A 22,624-nucleotide genomic window follows, 5' to 3' on the forward strand; every position below is an offset into this window, starting at 1 on the left:
GACGGAACAGACCATGTCGACCACCACGACGCGCGACCTCGCGAACCCCGCCCCGGCGCAGGCCTCCTCGGCCAGGCCGCGGCGGGGCCTGCGGGGCAGCCGCACCCTCAGCTTCTGGCTCTTCGTCAGCCCCTTCCTGATCGGGCTGATCGTCTTCATCTACGTGCCGATCGGCTGGAGCATCTACCTCAGCTTCTTCGACGCACGGTTCACCGTCACGCCGGACAAGTTCATCGGCCTGGACAACTACACCTACATGCTGACGGACCCCAAGTTCGTCGGCTCGCTCGGCACCTTCACCGTGTTCGCCGCGTTCATCGTGCCGACCACCTGGGCGGTGTCGCTGGGCCTCGCCCTGCTGGTCAACCGGATCCGGTTCATGCGGGCGTTCTTCCGGTCGGTGTTCTTCCTGCCGACCGCGTGCAGCTATGTCGCCGCTTCCATGATCTGGAAGATGTCCATCTTCAGCGGGGTCCGCTTCGGCCTGATGAACACCGTCATCGGCTGGTTCGGCATCGACAACATCGCCTGGCTGGCCTCCCCCAGCCCGCCCTGGTACTGGCTGGTCATCGTCACGGCCCGGCTGTGGCTGCAGTCCGGCTTCTACATGATCCTGTTCCTGGCCGCCCTGCAGAACATCCCCGGCGAGCTGTACGAGGCCGCCGCCATCGACGGCGCCAAGCCTGGCTGGCAGACCTTCCGGTACATCACCCTGCCCCAGCTGCGGGCCACCTCGACCGCGGTGATCCTGCTGCTGCTCATCGCCGCCTACCAGGCCTTCGACGAGTTCTTCAACCTGCTCGACAAGACCACCTGGGGCCGGCCTCCGCTGGTCGAGCTCTACTACACCGCCCTGGGCACGGAGCAGGACTACGGCGCCGGCAGCGCGGGGGCCGTCATCCTCACCGCGCTGATCATCATCGTCACCCTGTTCCAGGGCAAGATCATGGGCTTCGGAAGGGGGGAGGAGGCCAAGTGACCACCACCACGCCCGACATACGAAAGACCACGCCCGCGAAGGGCAGGCGCTCCGGCCGGCGCGGCGGTGGAGTGATGGGCAGCACCGGCCTCTACATCGCCACCGGTGTCGCCACCCTCCTCTTCCTGGTCCCGTTCTACATCCTGGTCCGCAACGCCCTCTCCACGGACGCGAGCATCACCGGAGAGCACTGGGAGTTCTTCCCCACGCACCTCCAGTGGGGCAACGTCAAGGAACTGTTCGACGACCCGCAGGTGGACTTCGCCCGGTCGATGTGGAACTCGCTGGTCGTCGCCGTCTCCATGACCGCCGGCATCCTGCTGGTGTGCTCCCTGGCCGGCTACGCCCTGGCCCGCATCCCCTACCGGCACGCGAACAAGATCTTCTACGTCGTCCTGGGCACCCTGATGGTCCCGACCTCGGTGACCTTCGTACCCAGCTTCGTGCTGGTCTCGTCGCTGGGCTGGGTGGACACCTACCGGGGCCTGATCATTCCGGGCCTGTTCAGTGGTTTCACCTGCTTCCTGTTCCGGCAGTACTTCCTGGGGTTCCCGAAGGAGCTGGAGGAGGCGGCACGCGTGGACGGGCTCGGCTACTGGGGCGCGTACTGGCGCGTCGTCGTACCCAACTCGCTGAACTTCTTCGCGGCGATCGCCACCATCACCTTCATCAGCGCCTGGAACGCGTTCCTGTGGCCACTGGTCATCGGTCAGGACCCGGGGGCGTGGACCGTCCAGGTGGTGCTCTCGTCGTACATGACCAACCAGACGGTCGTCTTCCACACGATCTTCATGGCCACCGCCATCTCCATCCTGCCCCTGGTGTTCGTCTTCCTCTTCCTCCAGCGCTGGCTGGTCCAGGGGATCGCGCAGACCGGCATCAAGGGCTGACACGCTTCGAACGACCTGGAGACCGATGTCTTTCCGAACCTCCGCCACCGACTACGTCGAGGACGTCTCCCCGGGCTCCGGCACCCTGCCACCCCGCGCCCGGTACCCACGCTCGGACGCCGAGTCGCTTTCGCTGAACGGCAGTTGGCGCTTCCGGCTGTCACCCACGGCCGACGCCGAGGACGACGCGTTCGCCGAGCCGGGGTACGACGCCGGCGGCTGGGCGGAGGTCTCGGTCCCGGGCCACTGGGTGCTCCAGGGCCATGGCGCACCGATCTACACGAACCACCTCTACCCGTTCCCGGTCGACCCGCCGAGGGTTCCGACCGAGAACCCCACCGGTGACCATCTCCGCGTCTTCGACCTGCCCGAGGGCTGGGACCTGACCGACGGCGGGGCGGTCCTCCGCTTCGACGGCGTCGAGTCCTGTGCCCGGATCTGGCTGAACGGCACGGACATCGGCGGGTTCAAGGGCTCCCGGCTGCCGCACGAGTTCGCCGTCGGCCACCTGCTGAGGCCGGCCGGCAACGTGCTCGCCGTGCGGGTCCACCAGTGGTCGGCCGGCTCCTATCTGGAGGACCAGGACCAGTGGTGGCTGCCCGGCATCTTCCGTGACGTGACGCTGCTGCACCGCCCGGCGGGCAGCGTCCTGGACTTCTTCGTCCACGCCTCCTACGACCACCTCACGGGCGAGGGCACCCTGCGCGTCGACTCCGATGTCGACGGGCGGGTGTCCGTGCCCGCCCTGGACATCGATGTCGCGACCGGCGAGCCGGTCACGGTCCCGGTCGAGGCATGGACGGCGGAGACCCCGAAGCTGTACGACGGGGTGCTGGCCACCGAGGGCGAGCGGGTGCCTTTGCGTATCGGCTTCCGGACGGTGGCGCTCGCCGACGGTCTGATCAAGGTCAACGGCAGGCCCGTCCTCTTCAAGGGCGTCAACCGGCACGAGTGGCACCCCGAACGGGGCCGCGCCCTCGACCTGGAGACCATGCGCGAGGACGTGCTGCTGATGAAGCGGCACAACATCAACGCGGTGCGCACCTCCCACTACCCGCCCCACCCGGACTTCCTGGACCTGTGCGACGAGTACGGCCTGTGGGTGATCGACGAGTGCGACCTGGAGACCCACGGCTTCACCGAGCAGGCCTGGCGGGACAACCCGGTCGACGACGACCGCTGGACCCCGGCCCTGCTCGACCGGGCGGCCCGGATGGTGGAGCGCGACAAGAACCACCCGTCGGTGGTGATCTGGTCGCTCGGCAACGAGGCCGGCACCGGCCGGGGCCTGACCGCGATGGCCGAGTGGATCCACGGCCGGGATTCCTCCCGCCTGGTGCACTACGAGGGCGATGTCAACTGCCGTGACACGGACGTCTATTCACGGATGTACGCCGACCACGCCGAGGTCGAGCGGATCGGCCGGGGCCTGGACGGCGGTACCCACAAACGCCGTCGACTCCCCTTCATCCTCTGCGAGTACGGGCACGCGATGGGCAACGGTCCCGGCGGCCTCGCCGACTACCAGCGGATCTTCGAGTCGTACGACCGGATCCAGGGCGGCTTCATCTGGGAGTGGATCGACCACGGCATCAAGGACGACCGCTACGGCTATGCCTACGGCGGCGACTTCGGTGAGGAACTGCACGACGGGAACTTCGTCTGCGACGGGCTGGTCTTCCCCGACCGGCAGCCCTCCCCCGGTCTGGTCGAGTACAAGAAGGTGATCGAACCGGTCCGGTTCGAGGGCGACGGCACCGCCGTCCGGGTCACCAACAAGCAGGACTTCGCCGATCTGTCCGCGCTGGCCTTCGAGTGGTCGTACCAGGTCGGCGGGGAGACCGTGGAGTCGGGCCGACTGGCCGTACCGGCCTTGGCGGCCGGCGAGTCGGCGGAGGTGAAGCTGCCGGAGCCCCCGGTCGCCGCCGGCAGCGGCGAGACGCAATGGACGGTGCGGGCGGTGCTGGCTGCCGACACCGGCTGGGGACCACAGGGACATGTCGTGGCCTGGGGCCAGTTCCCGGTCGCGGGAAGGCAGTTGCCGTCCTTCGCCGCCTCCGCCGGACCGGTGGTGTCCGGCGACGGGCTGATCACTCTCGGCCCGGCCGTCTTCGATGCGCGCAGCGGCGCGCTGCGGAGCATCGGCGCTGTGGCAGTGACCGGACTGCGGCTGGACGTATGGCGGGCAACGACCGACAACGACGACGGCGCCGCCTGGCAGAGCGACATCCGCTACGGCACGCTGTGGCGGAAGTTCGGTCTGCACCGCATGCGGCACCGCCTGGACGCGGTGGAGCCGACCGGCGACGCGTTGACCGTGCGCACCCGGGTGGCGCCCGCCGCCTGGGAGTTCGGACTGGTGACCGTCTACCGCTGGATCACGGACGGCAGCCGCCTCGGGCTCACCGTCTCCGTGACCCCCGACGGCGACTGGACGGTGCCGCTGCCCCGGCTCGGCGTCCGCTTCGGCCTGTCGGCGGCCGACCGCGTGCGGTGGTTCGGCGGCGGCCCGGGCGAGGCGTATCCGGACACCAAGGCGGCCTCGATGGTGGGCCGTTGGCAGTCCACGGTGGACGACCTGCAGACACCGTACCTCCGCCCGCAGGAGAACGGCGCCCGCGCTGACGTCCGTTGGGCGGAGATCGGCGGCCTGCGGATCGAGGGAGACCCGGAGTTCTGGTTCACCGCCCGACGCTGGACCACCGAACAGCTGGACGCGGCCGCTCACCGCAGCGACCTCACCCCGGGTACCGCATCCGACAGCGGCTCCGCCGCGGGGGTGTGGGTCAACCTGGACCACGGCCAGCACGGCATCGGCTCGCAGTCCTGCGGCCCGGGTGTCCTGCCGCCGTACCAACTCCATGCCCGACCGGCCGAGTTCTCCTTCGTGTTCTCGGACATCGGCTGACCCTTCGGCCCGGTCACCCGCCGTGCCCCGGCCCGCAGCGGTACACCGTGTAGGCCGAGACATGAACCGGCGAACAGTGGCCGATGACCCAGCGCATCAGGGCCCGGCCCGGGGTCCTGGCGCCCCGGGCACGGTGGGTGAGGTCGGCGCGGCCCAGAAGGACGTACCGGAGCCTGCCGGTGTCGATCAGTTGGTGGAAGGTCGTGGCGGCGGGGTAGGGCACCTGGGCGGTGAAGCCGCCCACCGGCAGGACCGAGGCGTCGGCGGTGAGGATGTACGGTGCCGCCGCCTGCCAGCGGGGTACGGCGGCCAGATAGCGGGCGCCGTCGCGGTGCGCGGTGAGGTAGGCGAGGACCTGCCGCTGGGCCGGGGTCAGAGCCGACGTGGCGTTGTGGACGCGGACGCTCTCCGGGCCGACCCGGCCGAAGCCGCCGGGCTGGTTGTACCGCAGGGACAGCGCGGACGCGGACCACACGGTGGGGATGAAGAGGACGGCGGTGAGGGCGACGGCCAGGCCGGCCCGGTGTCGGCGCGGTCGGTCGGCGACGAGCAGGGCCAGGGCCGGCAGGGACAGTCCCCCGGCGACCGCGACCGACCAGACGAAGAAGTGCGGGTAGGTGAGGGCGAGGGCCGCGCACCAGGCGACGTTGACGGCGAGCACCGCGCGCAGCACGCCGCGGCGGCTCACCTGCGTGACGCCGGCCCCGGCCAGTGCTGCCAGGGCCACCGCCACCACACCCATGTAGTACGTGTGTCCGGTCACGCTGCCGAAGCTGAAGACCAGGAAGAAGGTCACCAGCCACACCCCCCACATCAGATACCCGGCCAGGGCGGGGTCGGTGGGCGGGACGCGGCGGCGCCACAGCGCCGACAGCCCGGCCGCCAGGCCGAGCGCCGCCAGCGGATACAGCCAGCCGGTCTGGGTGGCGATGCCGGGGCTGAACATCTTCCAGACGCCGTCGCCCATGCCCGCCGACAGCCTGCTGTGCGCCCGGTCGGCGACGATGCTGCCGGTGCCGGCCGCGTCGACGCCCAGCGCACGGAAACGGGTCAGGAAGTTGTAGCCGACGACCAGCCCGAACGGCGAGTTGTCGGTCGTACCGTCCAGGTACGGGCGGCCCGACGCCGGAGTGAGCGTGGCGGCCAGCATCCAGGACAGGGACACCGCCAGCATGACCGCGCCCGACACGGCCAGGTCGCGGATCCGGCGGCGCAGGGACGTCGGCGCGGCCACCAGATAGGGCACGGCCAGCGCCGGCAGCACCGCCCAGGCCTCCAGCATCTTGCACTGGAAGGCCACCCCGACCCAGACGCCCGCCAGGGCGAGGGTGCGCATCCGGGCGCGGGCGGTGGCCCGTTGGGCGGCCTCGGCGGCCAGCAGCAGCAACAGCACGAACGGCGCGTCCTCGGTGACGGATCGGGCGAGGCCCACGGTCACCGGGGTGAGTGTGAGAAACGCGGCGGCCAGCAACCCGGCCCCCACCCCCGCCCAACGCCGGACCACCACATGCAGCAGCACCACGGCGGCCACGCCCTCCAGGCCCTGCGGGATCACCAGGGCCCAGGGGTGGAAGCCGAAGGCCAGCGCCGACAGGGCCTGCGGCCACAGGAAGCCGGGCAGTTTGTCCAGGGTGATCGAGCCCGCCGGGTCGAAGGAGCCGTAGAAGAAGGCGACCGGGTTGTCGGTCATGCTGCGGACCGCGCTCGCGTAGAAGGCGTGGTACGCGCTGTGCCAGATGCCCCAGAAGTAGAGGAGCGCGGCGACGGCGACGACGGCGCCGAGCAACGGGCGCTCGTAGCGCTCGGTGCGGGTCCGCGCCGGGGTCGGCGGAGGCGGCGGACCCTGGACACGGACGAGCGGCGCGGTGACGGCAGGGCTCGGCATCGGAGGCGGCCTCCAGGACTCCCGGGTTCCAGGACTTCCGGTACGTCCTGGATTGCTACGGCCTCTAGGACGGGTGGAAATCGACGAAGGTCACATCCGGAACGGTGAGAACATTCCGGATCTTCGTGAGTATCCGCCGCAGCGCCTGTGAGCAGCCGGAATCCGGGGCGTGTCTCACCGGCCTCTCACCGCAAGCTCACCCGGCGGCTCAGCGGGCCGGCCGTCCGGCGTGCTGGGCGGCGAGGCGCACCGGCGCGTTCGGGGCGCCGTAGCCGCGGTAGCCGGGATCGCGCTCGACCAGTTCGAAGAAGACCCGTCCGACGGTCCGGGTGTACCAGTGCCGGAAGACACCGTCGGCGTCCCGGTCGTAGAGGATGCCGAGGGAGCGGTACGTCTCCAGCTCGCCGTCGGCGAACTCGTACCGGGCGGCCAGGTCGTCGTAGTAGTTGGCGGGGATGGGCAGTGGATTGCCACCGGCGGCGCGGAAGGCACGGGCCGCGGCGACCACGTCGTCGGTGGCCAGGGCGATGTGCTGGGCGTGCAGGGTGTCGTCGGCCGGGGCCGCGCCGACGCCGAGGGCGATCCGGACACTGCCGTCGGCGTTGGTGACGGCCCGGGAGCGCAGCAGGCCGTAGGGGTCGGCGACGTCGACGCTCTCCTGGGCGTGCAGGCCGAGGACGCTGCGGTGGAAGAGGGTCGCCTCGTCGTACTGGTGCCAGGGCTGGGTGAGTGCGAGGTGGTCGATGCGTACCGGGTCGGGCTCCGGGGTGTCCGACTTGCCGACGAAGTCGGCCCGCCAGTCGGGGAGTTCGGGACCCTGGCCGGTGGCGCAGAAGAACAGTTCGGTGCCGTCGGGGGCGGCGACCGCGTCAAGCGGGGCGTCCTTGGGGTCCCGGCGGCGGGGCAGTACGGGAGCGAGCAGGGCCTCGGCGCGGCGGGCGGCGGCCCGGGGGTCGGGCGACTCCAGGCCGATCGCGGCGAGTTGAGTGCCGTCGCGGCGGGCGGCGGGGCCGGTGTTGACCAGGATCCGGGCCTCGCCCCGCTCCCACAGGTCGACCGGCTTGCTGCGGTGCCGGGCGGTCCGGGCGAAGCCGAGGACGCCGAGCAGCGCGGAGACGGGTTCGGCGTCCGGGGTGACGAGTTCGGCGAAGGCGACTCCCGTCGGCACTACCGGCTGCGGCAACTCCCCTATCCCTATGGCGTCTTGGAGGACCAGCAGTGAACGGTGCGCGTCGACGGCGGTCGGGCCGGCCTCGGCCTGGCGGAAGACGTCGTTGAAGACTTCCAGGGAGAGCGGCCCGTCGTACCCGGTCCGCAGCACGTGCCGGACCAGCCCGGCGACATCGAAGCCGCCCTGCCCCGGGAAGCACCGGTAGTGACGGCTCCACTGGAGCACGTCCATGGCGAGCAACGGGGCGTCGGCCAGCTGGAGGAAGAAGATCTTCTCGCCGGGGATGGCCTCGATGCCCTTGGGATCGGACCCACGGGACCGGATGTGGAAGCTGTCGAGGCAGGTCCCGAGGGCGGGATGGTCGGCCGCCGCCACGATCCGCCAGGCATGGTCGTACGTACTGACGTGCCGACCCCAGGCGAGCGCCTCGTAGGCGACACGGATGCCGAAGTCATCTGCCAGGGAGGCAAGTTCAGCCAGCTGCTCGGTGGCGAGATCGTCGTCGTCGAGGGCGAGCGGGGAGACGGAGGAACAGACGAGGACGGTGTCAGCCCCCAGTTCCCTCATCAACTCGAACTTGTGCCGGGCACGGCGGAGGTTACGACCGAACTCGTCGTCGGGGACGGCTTCGATGTCCCGCATGGGTTGGTAGAGATCGATACTGAGCCCGAGGTCAGCACAGCGGGCGCGGATCTCGCGGGGCGGGAGGGGGCTGGCAAGCAGATCGTTCTCGAAGATCTCTATGCCGTCGAACCCGGCCCGGGCGGCGGCCGTGAGCCTTTCCGTCAGGGGTCCACTGAGCGAAACGGTAGCAATGGAAGTGCGCATGACCTCTTTCCTCACCTGCAGTGCACCTACTCAGGGGCGCGGGGCTGTATCGATATGCGGCTCCGCCGCGTGGGCGCGACCAGCCACAACGGACCGGCACCAGTCACACGACCTGGCCCGCGGACTTCTCCGCCAACTCCCCGATGTCGGCCAGCATCCGAGCACCGTCGACCTCCCTCCCCGTGAACAACCGAAACGCGTCCGCAGCCTGGAACACCGCCATCCCGCCCCCGTCCAACACGGCACACCCCGACGCCCTGGCGACCCGCACCAGCTCCGTCTCCAACGGCCGGTACACCACCTCGGCCACCCACAACCCGGGATGCAGCAACTCCGCGGCCACCGGCAACCCCGGATGCGCGGCCATCCCCGTGGGCGTCGCATGCACCAGACCGTCCGCACCGGCCAGCAGTTCCGGCAACCGGTCCGGCGTCCCGGCCGCCGCCCGCCCCGCGCCGAAGCGCCGGTTCAGGGCGCCCGCGAGATCCGTGGCCCGGTCGGCCAGCGAATCCACCACGGTCACCCGTTCCGCCCCCAACGTGAGCGTCGCGTGCGCAACGGCGGCTCCCGCACCCCCCGCGCCGAGCTGCACGACCCGCTCCAGCGAAGCGTCCCGCAGCCCCCGCGCGAAGGACGCCGCGAACCCGGTGACGTCCGTGTTGTGGCCGACCGCTCGCCCACCGGCCTCGAAGACCACCGTGTTGACCGCGCCCAGCGCCTCGGCCTGCGGGGCGAGCGCGTCCAGGTGCTCGATGACCAGCTGCTTGCACGGATGCGTGATGTTGAGCCCGTCGAAGCCGAGGTCACGCGCGGCCCGCACCAGATCCCCCACGGCCTCGGGCGGTACGCCCAGCACGTCGATGTCGATCAGCCGGTACAGGTACCGCAGGCCCTGCCGGTGGGCCTCGCGCTCGTGCAGGGCCGGGCTGAGCGACGGTCCGATTCCGGAGCCGATCAGTCCGACGAGAAACGAGTCCTTGGCCACGGGGACCTCCTGAGCTGAGCTCTAATGTACGAACTAGTACGTTAGCTATATCAGGCGAACCGCCCTCGGGGAAGACCCTGGCCGCCGGGCCCGGCCCGCCTTCTAGAATCTCCGGCACCGGAGCCGTACTCCCGAAGGAACCCGATGACCAGCGTCGAAGAACCGGCACAGACCAACGGGCGGATCCGTGACGCCGCCCGCACCCAGGCCGAGATCCTCGACGTGGCCACGCAGGAGTTCGCCCGGGCCGGCTACGACGGCGCCCGCGTCGACGAGATCGCGGCCCGCACCCGCACCACGAAGCGGATGATCTACTACTACTTCGGCGGCAAGGAACAGCTGTTCACAGCGGTCCTGGAGCGGGCGTACGGCGTGATCCGGGAGGCCGAGCAGCAACTGGACGTCGAGCATCTGGACCCGGTCGCGGCGATCCGCCGGCTCGCGGAGCTGACCTTCGACCACCACGAGCAGCACCCGGACTTCATCCGCCTGGTCAGCATCGAGAACATCCACGGCGCCGAGCACATCGCGGCCTCCGAGAAGCTCGGCAGGATCGGCTCGCCGGCCCTGGAGGTGATCCGCCGGATCCTGGGCCAGGGCCAGGAGTCCGGCCTGTTCACGGCCGACGTCGACGCGGTGGACCTGCACGCGATGATCAGCTCGTTCTGTTTCTTCCGGGTCGCGAACCGGGCCACCTTCGGTGCCCTCTTCGGCCGTGACCTGGTGGACCCGGCGCAGCGCGCGCACTACCGGACCATGCTCGGCGACATGGTGATCGCCTACCTCACCGCGGAGCGCGCGGCGGGCTGACCCCCGTGGCGGGCCGGCGGGCCGACCGCCGCGGGCGGGGAACCCGCACGACCTCTTGACAGCGGGGAAACGCGAGCGCAACATCCCTACCCATCGCGACTAACTATCCAGTGGGTTAATTAGCCCCGCCCGCTGGGCCCGCCGACCCGTCATCCCTGGGAACCGGCCTTCTCCCCCGCCGCTCTCTCCGCCTACGTCGGAGTTCTCCGAAGGAGCACCGCCGTGTCCGTCCCCGCCCCGCCCGCCGTCACCGCCGTACCACCCGGCGGCCAGCCGAAGAAGGCCGCTCTGGCCGCCTGGATCGGCAGCGCCCTGGAGTACTACGACTTCTTCATCTACGGCAGCGCGGCCGCGCTGATCTTCCCGAAGGTCTTCTTCGACGAGTCGGACCCGGCCACCGCCACCCTGCTCTCTCTGGCCACTTTCGGAGTCGCCTACGCGGCCCGTCCGGTCGGCGCCCTGTTCCTCGGCCACTTCGGGGACCGGATCGGCCGCAAGAAGATCATGCTCTTCACGCTGCTGCTGATGGGCCTGTCGACGTTCCTGATCGGCTGTCTGCCGACCCGCGCCGAGGTGGGCGGCCTGGCTCCGGTGCTGCTGGTGCTGTGCCGGGTGCTGCAGGGCGTCTCGGCCGCCGGCGAGCAGGCCAGCGCCAGTTCCATGAGTCTGGAGCACGCGCCGCCGAACCGGCGTGGCTTCTTCACCAGTTTCACGCTGAGCGGCACCCAGGGCGGTCAGTTGATCGCCACCCTCGTCTTCATCCCGGTCTCCCAGCTGCCCGAGGACCAACTGCTGTCCTGGGGCTGGCGGGTGCCGTTCTGGCTGAGTGCCGCGGTGGCGGTGGCCGGCTGGTTCATCCGCCGCACGGTCCAGGAGACGCCGGCCTTCGCGCGGCAGGCGGCGACCGACGGTGTCGTACGGCTGCCGCTGGTGACGCTGGTGCGGCACCACTGGGCGGACGTCCTGCGGGTGATCGGGGGCGCGCTGATCGCCTCGGTGAGCACGATCTTCACGGTGTGGGCGCTGGCGTACGCGACGAGCGACGCGGTCGGGATGTCGAAGACCTCGATGCTGTGGGTGAGCGCGCTGGCGAACCTGGTGGCGCTGGGCGCGATCCCGGCATGGGCGACGCTGTCCGACCGGATCGGCCGCCGGCCGGTGTACCTCGTCGGCGCGGTGGGCAGCGCGGTGGCCATGTTCGGCTACCTGTGGGCGATCTCCACCGGCTCCTACCCGCTGATCCTGGTCCTCGGCGTCGTGGCCTTCGGTGTCGTCTACAGCGCGGCGAACGGGGTCTGGCCGTCCTTCTACGGCGAGATGTTCTCGACCCGGGTCCGACTGTCGGGCATGGCCATCGGCACCCAGATCGGGTTCGCGGTGGCCGGGTTCGCGGTGACCTTCGCGGCGCAGATCGCGGGTCCGGGCGGGGACGACTGGTCGGCGGTGGCCCTGTTCACGGCGGCGCTGTGCGTACCTCCGGTCATCGCCGCCCTCTCGGCACGCGAAACCCACAAGCTGGCCACGGAGGACCTCGGCGCACGCACCCCCCGGGAGGCGACCCGCCCGGAGACGGTCACGGCCTGAGCCTCTTCGCGAGTGCCCCGGAGACGGTCACGGCCTGAACCTCTTCGCGAGCGCGAGGAGCAGGCGTGCGTCCGCCCGGACCGCTGTCCGGGCGGACCGTGGCCGTCACCCTTCGGCGGCCTGCCGGATCAGCGGCTCGAACTCCCGCCGCACATAGGCGTCGAACGGCTCCGACAGCGCCCCGTCGATCACCCGCCGCACCTGGTGACCTGCCGCGAACTCCTTGATCTGGGCGCGGGATTCGGGCCCCACTCCGCCACCGATGATCAGCACCTCGAACTCCCCGGTCGCCAGCAGTTTCCGGGCCTCGTCGTCGGTGCTCACCCCCTCCGCGTCGAAGCCGTCCGCGTGCAGTGTGGCCAGCACGGCCGTCACCCTGGCGGGCGTCCTCCCGAGTACCAGTGTCCTCATGGCCGTTCCCCTCCCGTACATCGGCGTCAGCACACTCGACTCTAGAACCTCAAGCGGACTTGAGATCAAGCGTTCCCTCACGGCGGGGCGACGGCGATTTGGTCCCGCGCCGTTCACACCCTGGACATGAGCGATGACCTGCGGGGATGCCGTCCGGTGCGATCGTGGGACATGGGCCGCCGAGCATGCTCCACAGCGCACGCGTGTGCCTACTCCCGGTCGGTCCGGCAGTGTGTCCGACACCCTTGAGCAACGGCGGGGAACCGATGAACACGAGCAGAACCGACCGTTCCGAACAGGTCGTCACCGAAGGCGACGCCGACACCGCGGCCGGGGTCAGGCCACTACTCGACGCCCCGCAGACGGCCGCTGCGGGCATCGCGATGTGGATCTTCGTGGTCGGCCCGCTGATCGGCCTGGTCGTCGCGGTGCCGTTGGTGTGGGGACGCGGCCTGTCCGCGCTGGACGTCGCCATGGCCGTGGTCGCCTACCTGGTGTCCGGCTTCGGTCTCACGGTCGGCTATCACCGCCTCTTCACGCACCGCTCGTTCAAGGCGAAGCGGGGTCTGCGCATCGCCCTGGCCGTCGCGGGCTCGCTGGGGGTCGAGGGCTCGCCGGTGCAGTGGGTGGCCAACCACCGCCGCCACCACGCCTTCGCCGACCGCGAGGGCGACCCGCACTCGCCCTGGCGCTTCGGCACCGACACGCGTGCGCTGCTCAAGGGGCTGCTGCACGCGCACATCGGATGGATGCTCAAGCGTGAACTGAGCAACCGGGCCAGGTTCGCGCCCGACATCACCGCCGATCGCGACCTGCGGCTCGTCGGCCGGCTCTTCGGACCGCTGACCGTCGTCTCGCTGCTGGCTCCCGCGCTGGTCGGCGGGCTCGTCACCGGCACCTGGACCGGGGCGCTCACCGGGTTCTTCTGGGCCGGTGTGATGCGGATGGCGCTGCTGCACCATGTCACCTGGTCGGTGAACTCGGTCTGTCACGTCGCGGGCAGGCGCCCGTTCGCCAGCCGGGACAAGGCCACCAACTTCTGGCCGCTCGCGCTGCTCTCCTTCGGCGAGAGCTGGCACAACTCGCACCACGCCGACCCCACGGGCGCGCGCCACGGTGTGCTGCCGGGCCAGATCGACCCGTCGGCCCGCCTGATCCGGATGTTCGAGAAGCTGGGCTGGGCCTACGACGTCCGCTGGCCGAGCGCGGACCGTCTCAGCGCCCGCCTGCTGCCCGAACCGGCCGCCCAGCAGGAGTCCGCGGCCTGACGCCCCGCAGCGAGGACCCCGCCCACGGCGAAACCGCTGAGGGCGGGGTCTTCGGGCATGCCCTGGAGGCTGCGAACGGGCAGGCGGCTCGGGAAACGCGGGGCTCAGCCGGACACCAGCAGCTCCGTCCACTCCTTCGCCACCCGTTCCAGCGAGAAGCCCTCCCGTACCTGGCCGCGGGCCGTTTCCCCGGCCGACCGCCAGTCATCCTGCTCGCCCAGTCCGGCGATCGACTCGGCCATCGCCTCCGGGGTGTCGTGGATCCAGCGCCGGTCGTAGATCTCGTCCGCGCCCGGCCACGGCAGCAGCGCGGGTACGGCACCGGAGGCCATGCCCTCGGCTGGGGCGAGGTGGAAGCTCTCGTCGTCGCTGGTGGAGAGAACATGGCCGATGCGGCGCAGCCAGTTCGGCACGTCGGGCCCGAACTGGTCGAAGACGACGGCCCCTTCGAGCAGCGGTGAGGTCTGCATACGGCGCAGGATCGCCTCGTAGTGTGCGCGTTCCTCCGGCTTGTTCCAGATCCACCAGTACTCCCACGGCGGCTTGGACTTGACCGAGAGGTGCCAGCGCCGGTCGTGGGCGCGCAGTACCTCCAGGACGTCGAGGCCGAGGTCGAGGCGTTTGCGGCTGGGCGCGATGCCGATCATGCCGAGACGGTGCCGGGCGCCGGGCGCCTTGGGCCGGTCGAGCTGGTCGACGTCGACCCAGTTGCCGATCGTGGTGATCTTCGAGGCGGCCCAGCCGGTCCGTTCCCGGGTGCTGCGGGCGTAGTAGGGGCTGACGCAGACCACGCGGTCGACGGCGTCGATGTCGACCTGCTGCGGGTAGCCGGCGTCGAGCTCGAAGCGGTGCAGGCGGACGATCAGTCTGCTGCCGCGCCGCTTGTGGCGGCTGTACCAGACCGCCGCCGGGCCGCACCACTCGACGACCACCACGTCGGCCCAGTCGGCGAGTTCACGGCTCGCGGCCGGGTCGTGCCGGGCGAGCGCGGGCCAGGCGTCGACGCGTACGTCGAGGCCGGGCAGGGCGCGGAAGTGGTCGAGCAGCCGGGTGAGGAACTTCAGGTCGTGGCCCGCCACCCCGATCCGCAGGGGGCGCCCGCGGGTGGCCACGGCGGCGGGGGCGGCGGGGAAGGCGCCGTCGAGGTGGCCGCGCCAGCGGGCGGCCGCGGCCTCCATGGTGTACTGCCGGGCCGCGGCCGCACACCGGTCGGCAGCGAGATGCCTGGCCTCGGCGTCGCGTACGGCGACGGTGACCGCGTCCACCGCGTCCGCGAGGGCCGCGTCGCCGGGCACGAACAGCGGGTAGTCGGTGCCGAGCAGCGCCTCGTGCGCGGGGGTGCGGTTGAGCACGACGGGCAGTCCCAGGGAGCCGAACTCCAGCACCTTGGTGGAGAGTTCGAGGCTGGCGTCGAGGGAGGAGTCGCGCCAGCCGAGGCCGAGGTCGCAGTCGGCTGCGATGCGCATGGCCTCCTCGCGGGGCATGCCACCGTGGTGGACGACCTCGGGGGTGGTGCGCAGCGCCTCGGCCATGGCGGTGTCGAAGCCGGGATGGGCGACATCCTTGTGGATCTTGTCGCCGACGGCGTGGAGTTCCGCCCGGATGCCGCGTTCGGCGAGCCGCGCGGGCAGCCGGGTCATGGGCAGGGTGTTCCAGCGGGGCGCGAACTTGCCGGTGTAGACGAGGCGTACGGGATCGTGCAGCCCGGCGCGCTGCGGGACCGGGAAGCCGGGTTCGGGCACCGCGGGCGGGCAGAGCACGGCCCGTCCGCATGCCTCCGGCACCCAGGCCTCCAGGAAGCAACGCAACTCCTCGGTCTGACACAGGAGTTGCCGGGAGGCGTTGGCGATGCGGGCGAGGTCGACACGGTCCTGTTCGGTCATCTCGGCCGGGGACTGCGGGATGTCGGTGAGATAGGCCCAGATGCGTCCGTGGAAGTGACCGTCGCCGACGATCTGCTTCACCAGCCGGCGGCCGCGCAGCACCAGCAGGTCGCAGGGCTCCTCCTCGTCGAGGCGGGCGAGCAACTGCGAGGCCTGGTAGGGGGACAGGGGGTGCGCGCCCTGGCCGGGGACGAGGTGTTCCTCGTACGGGCGGACCACGGTGACCCCGGGCAGTCCGGCCAGCGGGTCGGTCAGCCGGCCGGTCTCCACGGGAGCCTTGAGGACGAGCCGGGTCCGGCAGCCCGCGCGGGACAGCGCCTGCACCGTCGACTGGGCCCAGACGGCGGAGCCGTCGATGAGGTTGAGGTCCACGTCGCCGTAGACGAGCGCCCTGAGGGTGCGGGTCATGACGGCTCCTTTCCACGCACGGCGAACAGGCGGTGCCCGGCCCGCGACCAGGTGTCCGGTGGGGTGCCGGTGTCAAGCAGGGACCGGCGGACGAGCAGCGGTTTCAGGGTCGGTACGAAGGCGTAGTCGTCGGCGGCGGGGGTGTGTCCCACCGCGTCGGCGCCCGAGAACTCCTGGGCGCAGAGCAGGTCGAGCAGCAGGGTGTCGGGGCGGTCCTCGGTCAGGTCCGTCCAGTCGGCGACCCAGGGCGCGGTGGGCGGTCCGGAGTGCACGGTGACGGAGGCGGCGGTGAGTTCGCCGAGGTCGAGCCCTGCCGGGTCGGCGACGACGACCTCGGCCGGCCGGTGCAGCTGGCCGAGCGTCTGGGCGACGAGCCGGGCGACGTCGGTGGCGTCCCGGGGGGCGGCCAGTACGGCGACCCGGCGCTCGGCCGTCGGGTCGGGGGCGCCGGCCAGTGCGGCGAGGCGGGCCAGCCGTACCCGGGTGCTGTCCTGCTGAAAGACGTCCCGGAGCCGGTCGCGGCCGTCGGTGACCGGGTCGAGGCGGGACAGCGCGGTCCCGGTGTCGCCGTCGAGGACGGCGTCCCAGGGCAGTTGGGACAGGCCCGGCGCCAAGGACGCCGGGCCGTCCCGCCACAGCACCGCCGCCCGGCCCAGTCCCCGTGCCTGGCTGATCAGTTCGGCGAGGCGGCGGTCCAGGTCGGGGGCGTCTCCGGTGCCGGTGAGCGTCCAGGGGCCGGCCTCGGCGGTGCAGGCACCGAGCTGGACGAGGAAGACGTCCGGGTCGGTGCGCTCGATCAGCAGCCGGCCGTCGTGCGGCAGTACCCGGCTGACCACGGCGTCGGCCGCGAAGTCGGCGGCGGTGCGGTCGGTCAGCACGCCGCTGATCACCAGCCGGTCGCGGGGTGCCACGGACAGCGCGCGGTGGGAGAGGTAGAAGCGGTCGTCTGCGGTTGCCTCCGGTGCCAGGGCGGCGCTCGCGGCCCGCGTGGGCCGCCCCTTGACCTTCCGCTGCCGCCACAGCCCGTACAGCTCCCCGGGCAGCCTGGCCGCGCCCCGCTTGGGTGAACGGGCCGCCGACACCAGCGCCTTGCCGACCCGCAGCGAGGTGGAGCCCTCCAGCATGGCCACGCGGGCCTCCAGCACGCCGGTCCGCTCCCGGGCCCCGCGCAGGGCGGAGGCGAGCTGGTCCTTGTCCCGCAGGGCGGCGGCCAGCCGTTCGGCCAGGCCGTCCTCGCGGCCGCTCTCCAGGGCGCGGGCGGTCTCCTCGGCCGCCCGCTCCAGGTCGATCAGGCGGGCCCGCTGGGAGCGGGAGACGAAGTCGGCGAGCACGTACTCGTCGGCGATCCGGAGGGCCGTGGCGAAACCGTCGGCCGGCAGCGGGTGGCCGAACCAGTCGTGCGGCGGCAGGAGCTCCTCGGTACAGGCGAAGACCGCGCCGGCGTGCAGATGCGTGTAGCCGAGCGCGGCGGCGTGCAGCACCTGGCAGCGGTGGGCCACCAGGGCGTCGAGGAGGCGGTGGTAGGGCAGGTCGGTGCCGGGATGGCCGAAGACGATCAGGCCGCGGCCGCCGGGCCGCATGCGTTCCAGTGCGGTGAGACAGTCCGCCTCGTCGCCGTGCAGGGCGGCGTCGGGGCCGTAGCAGAGGAGCATCAACTCCCCCTCGCCGACAGGCTGTTGGTTCCGGGTCGACTCGACGCCCGGCGGGAGGTGCAGATAGGGGTCAAGACGCAGGCCGCCGCTCGTCGCGTCCACGACCGAGGTCACGTCGTCCAGGTGCGGGTGGAGCAGATCGGTCAGGCGCATCAGCGGGTCCTTGTGAAGACATGGAAGCCGACCCGGTTCTCGCGGAAACCGTAGGGCCGGAAGAGGGAGTGACTCAGGCCCAGGGGCTCAAGTTCCTTGCGGTAGGCGGCGATAGGCCGGTGCATGATGTAGTCGCCGCGCGGGACGGGCTCGTCGGTGTGCTCGTCGGTGACGATCAGCCGGCCGGTGATCCGGACCAGCGAGGCGAGGTTGCGCAGGCCGGCCGCCCACTCCGCGTCGTCCAGGACGTGGAAGAGGACGTCCACGCACATCACCACGTCGTAGAGCCAGGGGCTGCGCCACTCGTCGAGGGCGGCCAGGGCGTAGCGGGGTCCGCCGCCCTCGGCCCGGGCCTGGGTGACGGCCTCCTCGCTGGCGTCGAAGGCGTCCACGTGGTGGCCACAGCGGGCCAGGGCGCGGGCGAAGTGCCCCTTGCCGCAGCCGGCGTCGAGCACGAACAGCGGGGACGCCGGGCTGGACAGGTCGCCGATCAGGGTGAGCAGCTGGCCGAGCCGTACCGCGTAGAAGATCTCGTTGCCGGGCCGGTCCAGGCCGATGTGGCCGCCGGAGGCGAGGTCGTCGCGTTCGCGGTGCCGGGTGTCCCAGTAGGTGCGGACGGTGTGCCCGAGGGTGCGGGGACCGTCGGGGCGGGTGCGGGTGGCGTCAGTCATGGCGCTCCAGCCACTCGGTGAGGACGCGGGCGATGCGGGGGCCGGCCTTGCCGTCCCACAGCGGCGGGCCTTCGGGGTCGGCCGCCGGCGGTCCGTCCAGGACCTTGCGCAGGGCGGGCACCAGTTCGCCGTGGCTCACCAGCCGGTTGGTGCCGTGGGTGACGGTGACCGGGCGTTCGGTCGTGGTGCGCAGCGTCAGACAGGGGACGCCCAGCACGGTGGTCTCCTCCTGGACCCCGCCCGAGTCGGTGATCACGGCGGCGGCGCCCCGCACCAGGCCCATGAACTCGACGTAGCCGAGCGGTTCGAGCAGATGGATGCCGGGCGCGTCGGCGAGGCCCGCCTTGCGCAGTGCCGCGCGGCCGCGCGGGTGCAGGGGCACGGCGAGGTCGAGGTGGCCGGCCGCCTCGGTCAGGGCGCGGGCGGCGGCCGCGGCGGCCTCGGGGTCGTCGACGTTGGCCGGCCGGTGCAGGGTGACCACGCCGTACCGCTCGGGCAGCGCGTGGGCGGCGCGGGCGGCGGCCGGGTCGAAATGGTCCAGATGGGTGAGCAGGGTGTCGATCATCGGGTTTCCGACGAGGTGCGTCCGGCCCGGGTCGACGCCCTCGCGGGCCAGGTGTCCGACGGCTTCCGGGCTGGTCGCGAAGAGCAGCTCGGCCAGCTGGTCGACCAGGCGCCGGTTGACCTCCTCCGGCATCGCCATGTCGAAGCTGCGCAGGCCCGCCTCGACATGGGCGACCGGGATGCCCAGCTTGGCGGCGGCCAGGGCCGCGGCGAGGGTGGAGTTCACGTCGCCGTACACGACGACCAGGGCCGGGGCACGGGCCAGCAGCTCGCCCTCCAGCGCCACCAGCAGGTCGGCGGTCTGCCGGGCCTGGCTGCCGGAGCCGACACCCAGGTCGGTGTCCGGGGCGGGCAGGCCCAGCTCCCGGAAGAAGATGTGCGACATCCGTTCGTCGTAATGCTGACCTGTGTGCACCAGGACCTGGTCGTGCCCGGTCGCGCGCAGGGCGGCGACCACGGGCGCGGCCTTCACGAAGTTCGGCCTGGTCCCTACGACATGGAGTACGCGGCCGTTCATGTCGTACGTTCTCCGCTCTGTCGGCCTACCTTGACGACATGGCCCGACCTCTGTCCCGGCACACGCCGCGTCGAATCCCCCGTGCACTCAGCTTGGCCGCATCCGTCGCATGGGGCGAGTTGCGCAACGATCCCGCGCGGGCCGTGCTGCTCGGCGTACGGCTGCTGCCGGGGCGGGTGCGGCGCGGGCTGCGGCCGGCCGAGCGGCGGCTCGCCGCCCGGGCCCGCTCGGCCGGGCCGACCGCCGCGCCGTCCGCCGCCCGGATCCCGGCGCCCGCCGGGCGGCCGGTGCGGCCCCAACCGGGCCGGGTGCTCCATGTGGTCACCAACGGGCTGCCGTTCAAGCACGCCGGTTACACCGTGCGCACCCAGGCCCTCGCCGAGGCCCAGCGGGCCGCCGGGCTCGATCCGCACGTGGTGACCCGCATCGGGTTCCCGGTGGCGCAGGGCGTCCTGGACGCCCGCCCGCTGCAGATCGTGAACGGGGTGCCGCAGCACCGGCTGCTGCCGCTGAACCTGCCGTACGGGCAGGGCCCGGTGCTGGCCCGCAATGCCGAGCTGGCCGGGCGCCTGGTGGAGCGGCTGCGGCCCGCCGTGCTGCACGCGGCCACCGACCACGGCAACGGGCGGGTGGCGCTGGCCCTGCGGGAGACCTACGGGCTGCCGGTGGTGTACGAGGTGCGCGGGTTCCTGGAGGAGACCTGGCTGACCCAGGCGGCGGCCCGCACTCCGGACGACCCGACCTACCGTGCGCGGCGCGCCCTGGAGACGTACTGCATGCGCCAGGCCGACCTGGTGCTGACCCTGGGCGCGGCGATGCAGGCCGAGATCGTGTCCCGCGGGGTGCCCGAGGAGCGGGTCCTGATCGTGCCCAACGCGGTGGACGACGCCTTCCTCGCCCCGCCGCCGGACGGGGCGGAACTGCGTGTCCGGCTCGGCATCGCGGCGGACGACTATGTGGTGGGCACCGTCAGCAGCCTTACTCCACACGAGGGAATCGGCACATTGCTCCATGCGGGTGCCGAGCTGCGCCGCCGAGGGGTTCCGCTGCGGCTGCTGATCGTCGGCGACGGCCCCGAGCGCGGGGCGCTCGAGGCGCTGGCCGGCCGGCTGGGACTCGGTGCCGGCGTCGCGCTGTTCACCGGCCGTGTCCCGCACCACCAAGTGCGCTCCTACCACGCGGTTCTGGACGTTTTCGCGGTGCCGCGCACCGATGAACGGGTCTGCCGTCTGGTGACCCCGCTCAAGCCGGTCGAAGCGATGGCGAGCGGTCTTCCCGTGGCGGCCAGTGATCTCACAGCCCTACGAGAACTGGTCGAACCGGACGTCAACGGACAGCTGATCACTGCTGAATCACCACATGCTTGGGCAGAAGCTCTCGAAGTATTGCTTTACAGTCGAGAACGGCGGCATGAATGGGGAGCATCCGCCCGCGCTCTGGTAGCGCGTGATCGCACCTGGAAGAGGGTCGCTGCCACGACCCGAGACGCGTATCGCGCTCTTGGATGTGTCTGAGGCCCCCGTCGCCCGGAATCGCACCGTCCGGGCCCTTCGATCCATACGGCGTCTGCCGTTGAGGGCGGAGAATCCCTATGCAGGTCGAAAAGGCCGTACCGCTCGGGGAATTGAGCGAATCGCTCGGGGACGCAGAACGGACCGACGGCTTCGAACTGGCCGTCATCGGGCTCGGCTACGTCGGACTTCCGCTCGCGCGGGAGGCGTCGCTGGTCGGGCTGAGAGTGGCGGGGCTCGACCTCGACCCACGGGTCGTGGAGGGCCTCAACGCCGGACACTCCCACGTCGACGACGTCTCCGACGACGACGTCGCCCGCATGCGACAGGCCGGTTTCACCGCGTACACGGACGACGCCTGTCTGGCCCGTGCGCAGACGATCGTGATCTGTGTGCCGACCCCGCTCAGCGAGGACGGCGGTCCCGATCTGAGCGCGGTGATCTCCGCCGCGCGGGCGGTGGCGCGCAGGCTGGGCCGCGGACGGCTCGTCGTCCTCGAATCCACGACCTATCCGGGCACCACCGAAGAGGTGGTGAAGCCCATTCTGGAGGAGTCCGGGCTACGGGTCGGCGACGACTTCTCGCTGGCGTTCTCACCGGAGCGCATCGACCCCGGCAACACCACCCACGGGCTGCGCGAGACCCCGAAGGTGGTGGGCGGCTGCACCCCGGCGTGCGCGGCCCGGGCGGCCGCCTTCTACGGCAAGCTCGTCGACACCGTCGTACAGGCCAAGGGCACCCGGGAAGCCGAGATGGCCAAGCTCCTGGAGAACACCTACCGGCACGTCAACATCGCCCTGGTCAACGAACTGGCCATCCTCTGCCAGGAGTTGCGCGTCGACGTATGGGACGCGATCCGCTGCGCCGGTACCAAACCGTTCGGCTTCCAGGCCTTCCGGCCGAGCGCCGGGGTGGGCGGCCACTGCATCCCGATCGACCCCAACTACCTTTCCTACAAGGTGCGTTCGATCGGCTACGAGTTCCGGTTCGTGGAACTCGCCCGGGAGATCAACGCACACATGCCGGAGTACGTCGTCCGGCGCGCGCAGGATCTGCTCAACCACGAGGGCCGCGCCCTGCACGGCTCCCGGGTGCTGCTGCTCGGCGTCACCTACAAGCCGGACGTCGCCGACCGGCGCGAGGCGCCGGCGATGCCGGTGGCCCGGCTGCTACGGGCCCGGGAGGCCGAGATCGCCTTCCACGACCCGTTCGTGCCCGCCTGGTTCGTGGACGGCGAGGCCGTGCCGCGCGTCACCGACGTCATGGCCGCCGTGCGCTCGCACGACCTGACGATCCTGCTCCAGGACCACTCCGCCTACGACCTGCCGGCCATCGGCGACGAGGCACGGCTGCTCTTCGACACCCGCGGGCGGATCTTCCGGCCCGGTGTCGAGGTGCTGTAGGCGACCTCAGCGGCAACTCCCTTCCGCCGCCCCCCGGGCCCCGGGGGCGGGGGGGGGGGGGGGAAAGAGCGCCAATTCGGGTTAAAGGCGGCACACGCGAACACCCCCCCCCCGACGCCACCCAACAAAAACAACACATAAAC

At 71.5% G+C, this 22,624-nt stretch carries 16 protein-coding genes; 8 read left to right on the forward strand and 8 right to left on the reverse strand.

Going from position 1 to position 22,624, the window contains the following annotated elements:
* The first annotated feature begins 13 nt into the window (after positions 1-13).
* From ACWGJB_RS02820 to ACWGJB_RS02830, 3 genes are read left to right on the forward strand one after another with little or no spacing between them, the layout of a single operon-like run.
* Positions 14-979 carry a carbohydrate ABC transporter permease gene (locus tag ACWGJB_RS02820; RefSeq protein ID WP_453378473.1) on the forward strand — a complete coding sequence of 322 codons (966 nt, stop codon included), beginning with the start codon at positions 14-16 and terminating at the stop codon, positions 977-979.
* Entirely contained in the window at positions 976-1,869 is an 894-nt protein-coding gene (locus ACWGJB_RS02825) for a carbohydrate ABC transporter permease (RefSeq protein ID WP_453378474.1), read from the forward strand. Before ACWGJB_RS02820 ends, ACWGJB_RS02825 begins: the two co-directional genes overlap by 4 nt.
* A gap of 25 nt (positions 1,870-1,894) precedes the next feature.
* Positions 1,895-4,777: a glycoside hydrolase family 2 TIM barrel-domain containing protein gene (locus tag ACWGJB_RS02830; RefSeq protein ID WP_453378475.1), complete on the forward strand. Its 2,883-nt coding sequence runs from the start codon at positions 1,895-1,897 to the stop codon at positions 4,775-4,777.
* 13 nt (positions 4,778-4,790) lie between these two features.
* Here the strand turns inward: ACWGJB_RS02830 and ACWGJB_RS02835 are convergent, their stop codons facing one another.
* The 3 genes from ACWGJB_RS02835 to ACWGJB_RS02845 form a co-directional block, all read right to left on the reverse strand.
* Positions 4,791-6,662, reverse strand: coding sequence for an ArnT family glycosyltransferase (locus ACWGJB_RS02835; protein ID WP_453378476.1), 1,872 nt, complete (start codon positions 6,660-6,662; stop codon positions 4,791-4,793).
* Positions 6,663-6,870: 208 nt separating this feature from the next.
* Entirely contained in the window at positions 6,871-8,661 is a 1,791-nt protein-coding gene (locus ACWGJB_RS02840; RefSeq protein ID WP_453378477.1) for a bifunctional sugar phosphate isomerase/epimerase/4-hydroxyphenylpyruvate dioxygenase family protein, read from the reverse strand.
* Positions 8,662-8,764: 103 nt separating this feature from the next.
* Positions 8,765-9,646: a shikimate dehydrogenase gene (locus tag ACWGJB_RS02845; protein ID WP_453378478.1), complete on the reverse strand. Its 882-nt coding sequence runs from the start codon at positions 9,644-9,646 to the stop codon at positions 8,765-8,767.
* A 144-nt stretch (positions 9,647-9,790) separates the two neighbouring features.
* Between ACWGJB_RS02845 and ACWGJB_RS02850 the strand changes: the two genes are divergently transcribed.
* Together ACWGJB_RS02850 and ACWGJB_RS02855 are read left to right on the forward strand one after the other, a co-directional pair.
* Positions 9,791-10,456, forward strand: a complete 666-nt coding sequence (locus ACWGJB_RS02850; protein WP_453378479.1) for a TetR/AcrR family transcriptional regulator — start codon at positions 9,791-9,793, stop codon at positions 10,454-10,456.
* Between the two features lie 222 nt (positions 10,457-10,678).
* Positions 10,679-12,040 (forward strand): MFS transporter, encoded by a 1,362-nt coding sequence (locus tag ACWGJB_RS02855; RefSeq protein WP_453378480.1) that lies wholly within the window; start codon positions 10,679-10,681, stop codon positions 12,038-12,040.
* A 105-nt stretch (positions 12,041-12,145) separates the two neighbouring features.
* On the opposite strand, the gene ACWGJB_RS02860 is transcribed toward ACWGJB_RS02855, so the two are convergent.
* Positions 12,146-12,451, reverse strand: coding sequence for a hypothetical protein (locus ACWGJB_RS02860; protein ID WP_453378481.1), 306 nt, complete (start codon positions 12,449-12,451; stop codon positions 12,146-12,148).
* Between the two features lie 266 nt (positions 12,452-12,717).
* On the opposite strand from ACWGJB_RS02860, the gene ACWGJB_RS02865 reads away from it, so the two are divergent.
* A complete protein-coding gene (locus ACWGJB_RS02865) occupies positions 12,718-13,719 on the forward strand; it encodes an acyl-CoA desaturase (protein ID WP_453378482.1) in 1,002 nt (333 codons plus the stop codon).
* A gap of 104 nt (positions 13,720-13,823) precedes the next feature.
* Here the strand turns inward: ACWGJB_RS02865 and ACWGJB_RS02870 are convergent, their stop codons facing one another.
* Genes ACWGJB_RS02870 through wecB form a run of 4 tightly spaced genes read right to left on the reverse strand, consistent with a single transcriptional unit; the run spans position 13,824 to position 19,567 of the window.
* Positions 13,824-16,010, reverse strand: a complete 2,187-nt coding sequence (locus ACWGJB_RS02870; protein ID WP_453378483.1) for a glycosyltransferase — start codon at positions 16,008-16,010, stop codon at positions 13,824-13,826.
* Entirely contained in the window at positions 16,007-17,815 is a 1,809-nt protein-coding gene (locus ACWGJB_RS02875) for a hypothetical protein (RefSeq protein WP_453378484.1), read from the reverse strand. The genes ACWGJB_RS02870 and ACWGJB_RS02875 overlap by 4 nt, the downstream gene beginning before the upstream one ends.
* Entirely contained in the window at positions 17,815-18,486 is a 672-nt protein-coding gene (locus tag ACWGJB_RS02880) for a class I SAM-dependent methyltransferase (RefSeq protein ID WP_453378485.1), read from the reverse strand. Before ACWGJB_RS02880 ends, ACWGJB_RS02875 begins: the two co-directional genes overlap by 1 nt.
* Positions 18,479-19,567 (reverse strand): non-hydrolyzing UDP-N-acetylglucosamine 2-epimerase, encoded by a 1,089-nt coding sequence (gene wecB / locus ACWGJB_RS02885; protein WP_453378486.1) that lies wholly within the window; start codon positions 19,565-19,567, stop codon positions 18,479-18,481. The genes ACWGJB_RS02880 and wecB overlap by 8 nt, the downstream gene beginning before the upstream one ends.
* A 92-nt stretch (positions 19,568-19,659) precedes the next feature.
* Here wecB and ACWGJB_RS02890 point away from each other — a divergent pair, with 92 nt between their 5' ends.
* Together ACWGJB_RS02890 and ACWGJB_RS02895 are read left to right on the forward strand one after the other, a co-directional pair.
* Complete coding sequence (locus ACWGJB_RS02890) at positions 19,660-21,081, forward strand: glycosyltransferase (RefSeq protein WP_453378487.1); 1,422 nt, start codon at positions 19,660-19,662, stop codon at positions 21,079-21,081.
* Positions 21,082-21,158: 77 nt separating this feature from the next.
* The gene (locus ACWGJB_RS02895) at positions 21,159-22,481 is read left to right on the forward strand and encodes a nucleotide sugar dehydrogenase (RefSeq protein ID WP_453378488.1); all 1,323 of its coding nucleotides are present in this window, start codon (positions 21,159-21,161) and stop codon (positions 22,479-22,481) included.
* Positions 22,482-22,624 lie beyond the last annotated feature (143 nt).

It is taken from the genome of Streptomyces sp. NPDC054813 (genome assembly GCF_053611365.1).

Coding starts and splice junctions, on each gene's coding strand:
- ACWGJB_RS02820 (WP_453378473.1), top strand. CDS start 14: ATGTCGACCACCACGACGCGCGACCTCGCGAACCCCGCCCCGGCGCAG.
- ACWGJB_RS02830 (WP_453378475.1), top strand. CDS start 1,895: ATGTCTTTCCGAACCTCCGCCACCGACTACGTCGAGGACGTCTCCCCG.
- ACWGJB_RS02835 (WP_453378476.1), bottom strand. CDS start 6,662: ATGCCGAGCCCTGCCGTCACCGCGCCGCTCGTCCGTGTCCAGGGTCCG.
- ACWGJB_RS02840 (WP_453378477.1), bottom strand. CDS start 8,661: ATGCGCACTTCCATTGCTACCGTTTCGCTCAGTGGACCCCTGACGGAA.
- ACWGJB_RS02850 (WP_453378479.1), top strand. CDS start 9,791: ATGACCAGCGTCGAAGAACCGGCACAGACCAACGGGCGGATCCGTGAC.
- ACWGJB_RS02860 (WP_453378481.1), bottom strand. CDS start 12,451: ATGAGGACACTGGTACTCGGGAGGACGCCCGCCAGGGTGACGGCCGTG.
- ACWGJB_RS02865 (WP_453378482.1), top strand. CDS start 12,718: ATGAACACGAGCAGAACCGACCGTTCCGAACAGGTCGTCACCGAAGGC.
- ACWGJB_RS02870 (WP_453378483.1), bottom strand. CDS start 16,010: ATGACCCGCACCCTCAGGGCGCTCGTCTACGGCGACGTGGACCTCAAC.
- ACWGJB_RS02875 (WP_453378484.1), bottom strand. CDS start 17,815: ATGCGCCTGACCGATCTGCTCCACCCGCACCTGGACGACGTGACCTCG.
- ACWGJB_RS02880 (WP_453378485.1), bottom strand. CDS start 18,486: ATGACTGACGCCACCCGCACCCGCCCCGACGGTCCCCGCACCCTCGGG.
- wecB (WP_453378486.1), bottom strand. CDS start 19,567: ATGAACGGCCGCGTACTCCATGTCGTAGGGACCAGGCCGAACTTCGTG.
- ACWGJB_RS02895 (WP_453378488.1), top strand. CDS start 21,159: ATGCAGGTCGAAAAGGCCGTACCGCTCGGGGAATTGAGCGAATCGCTC.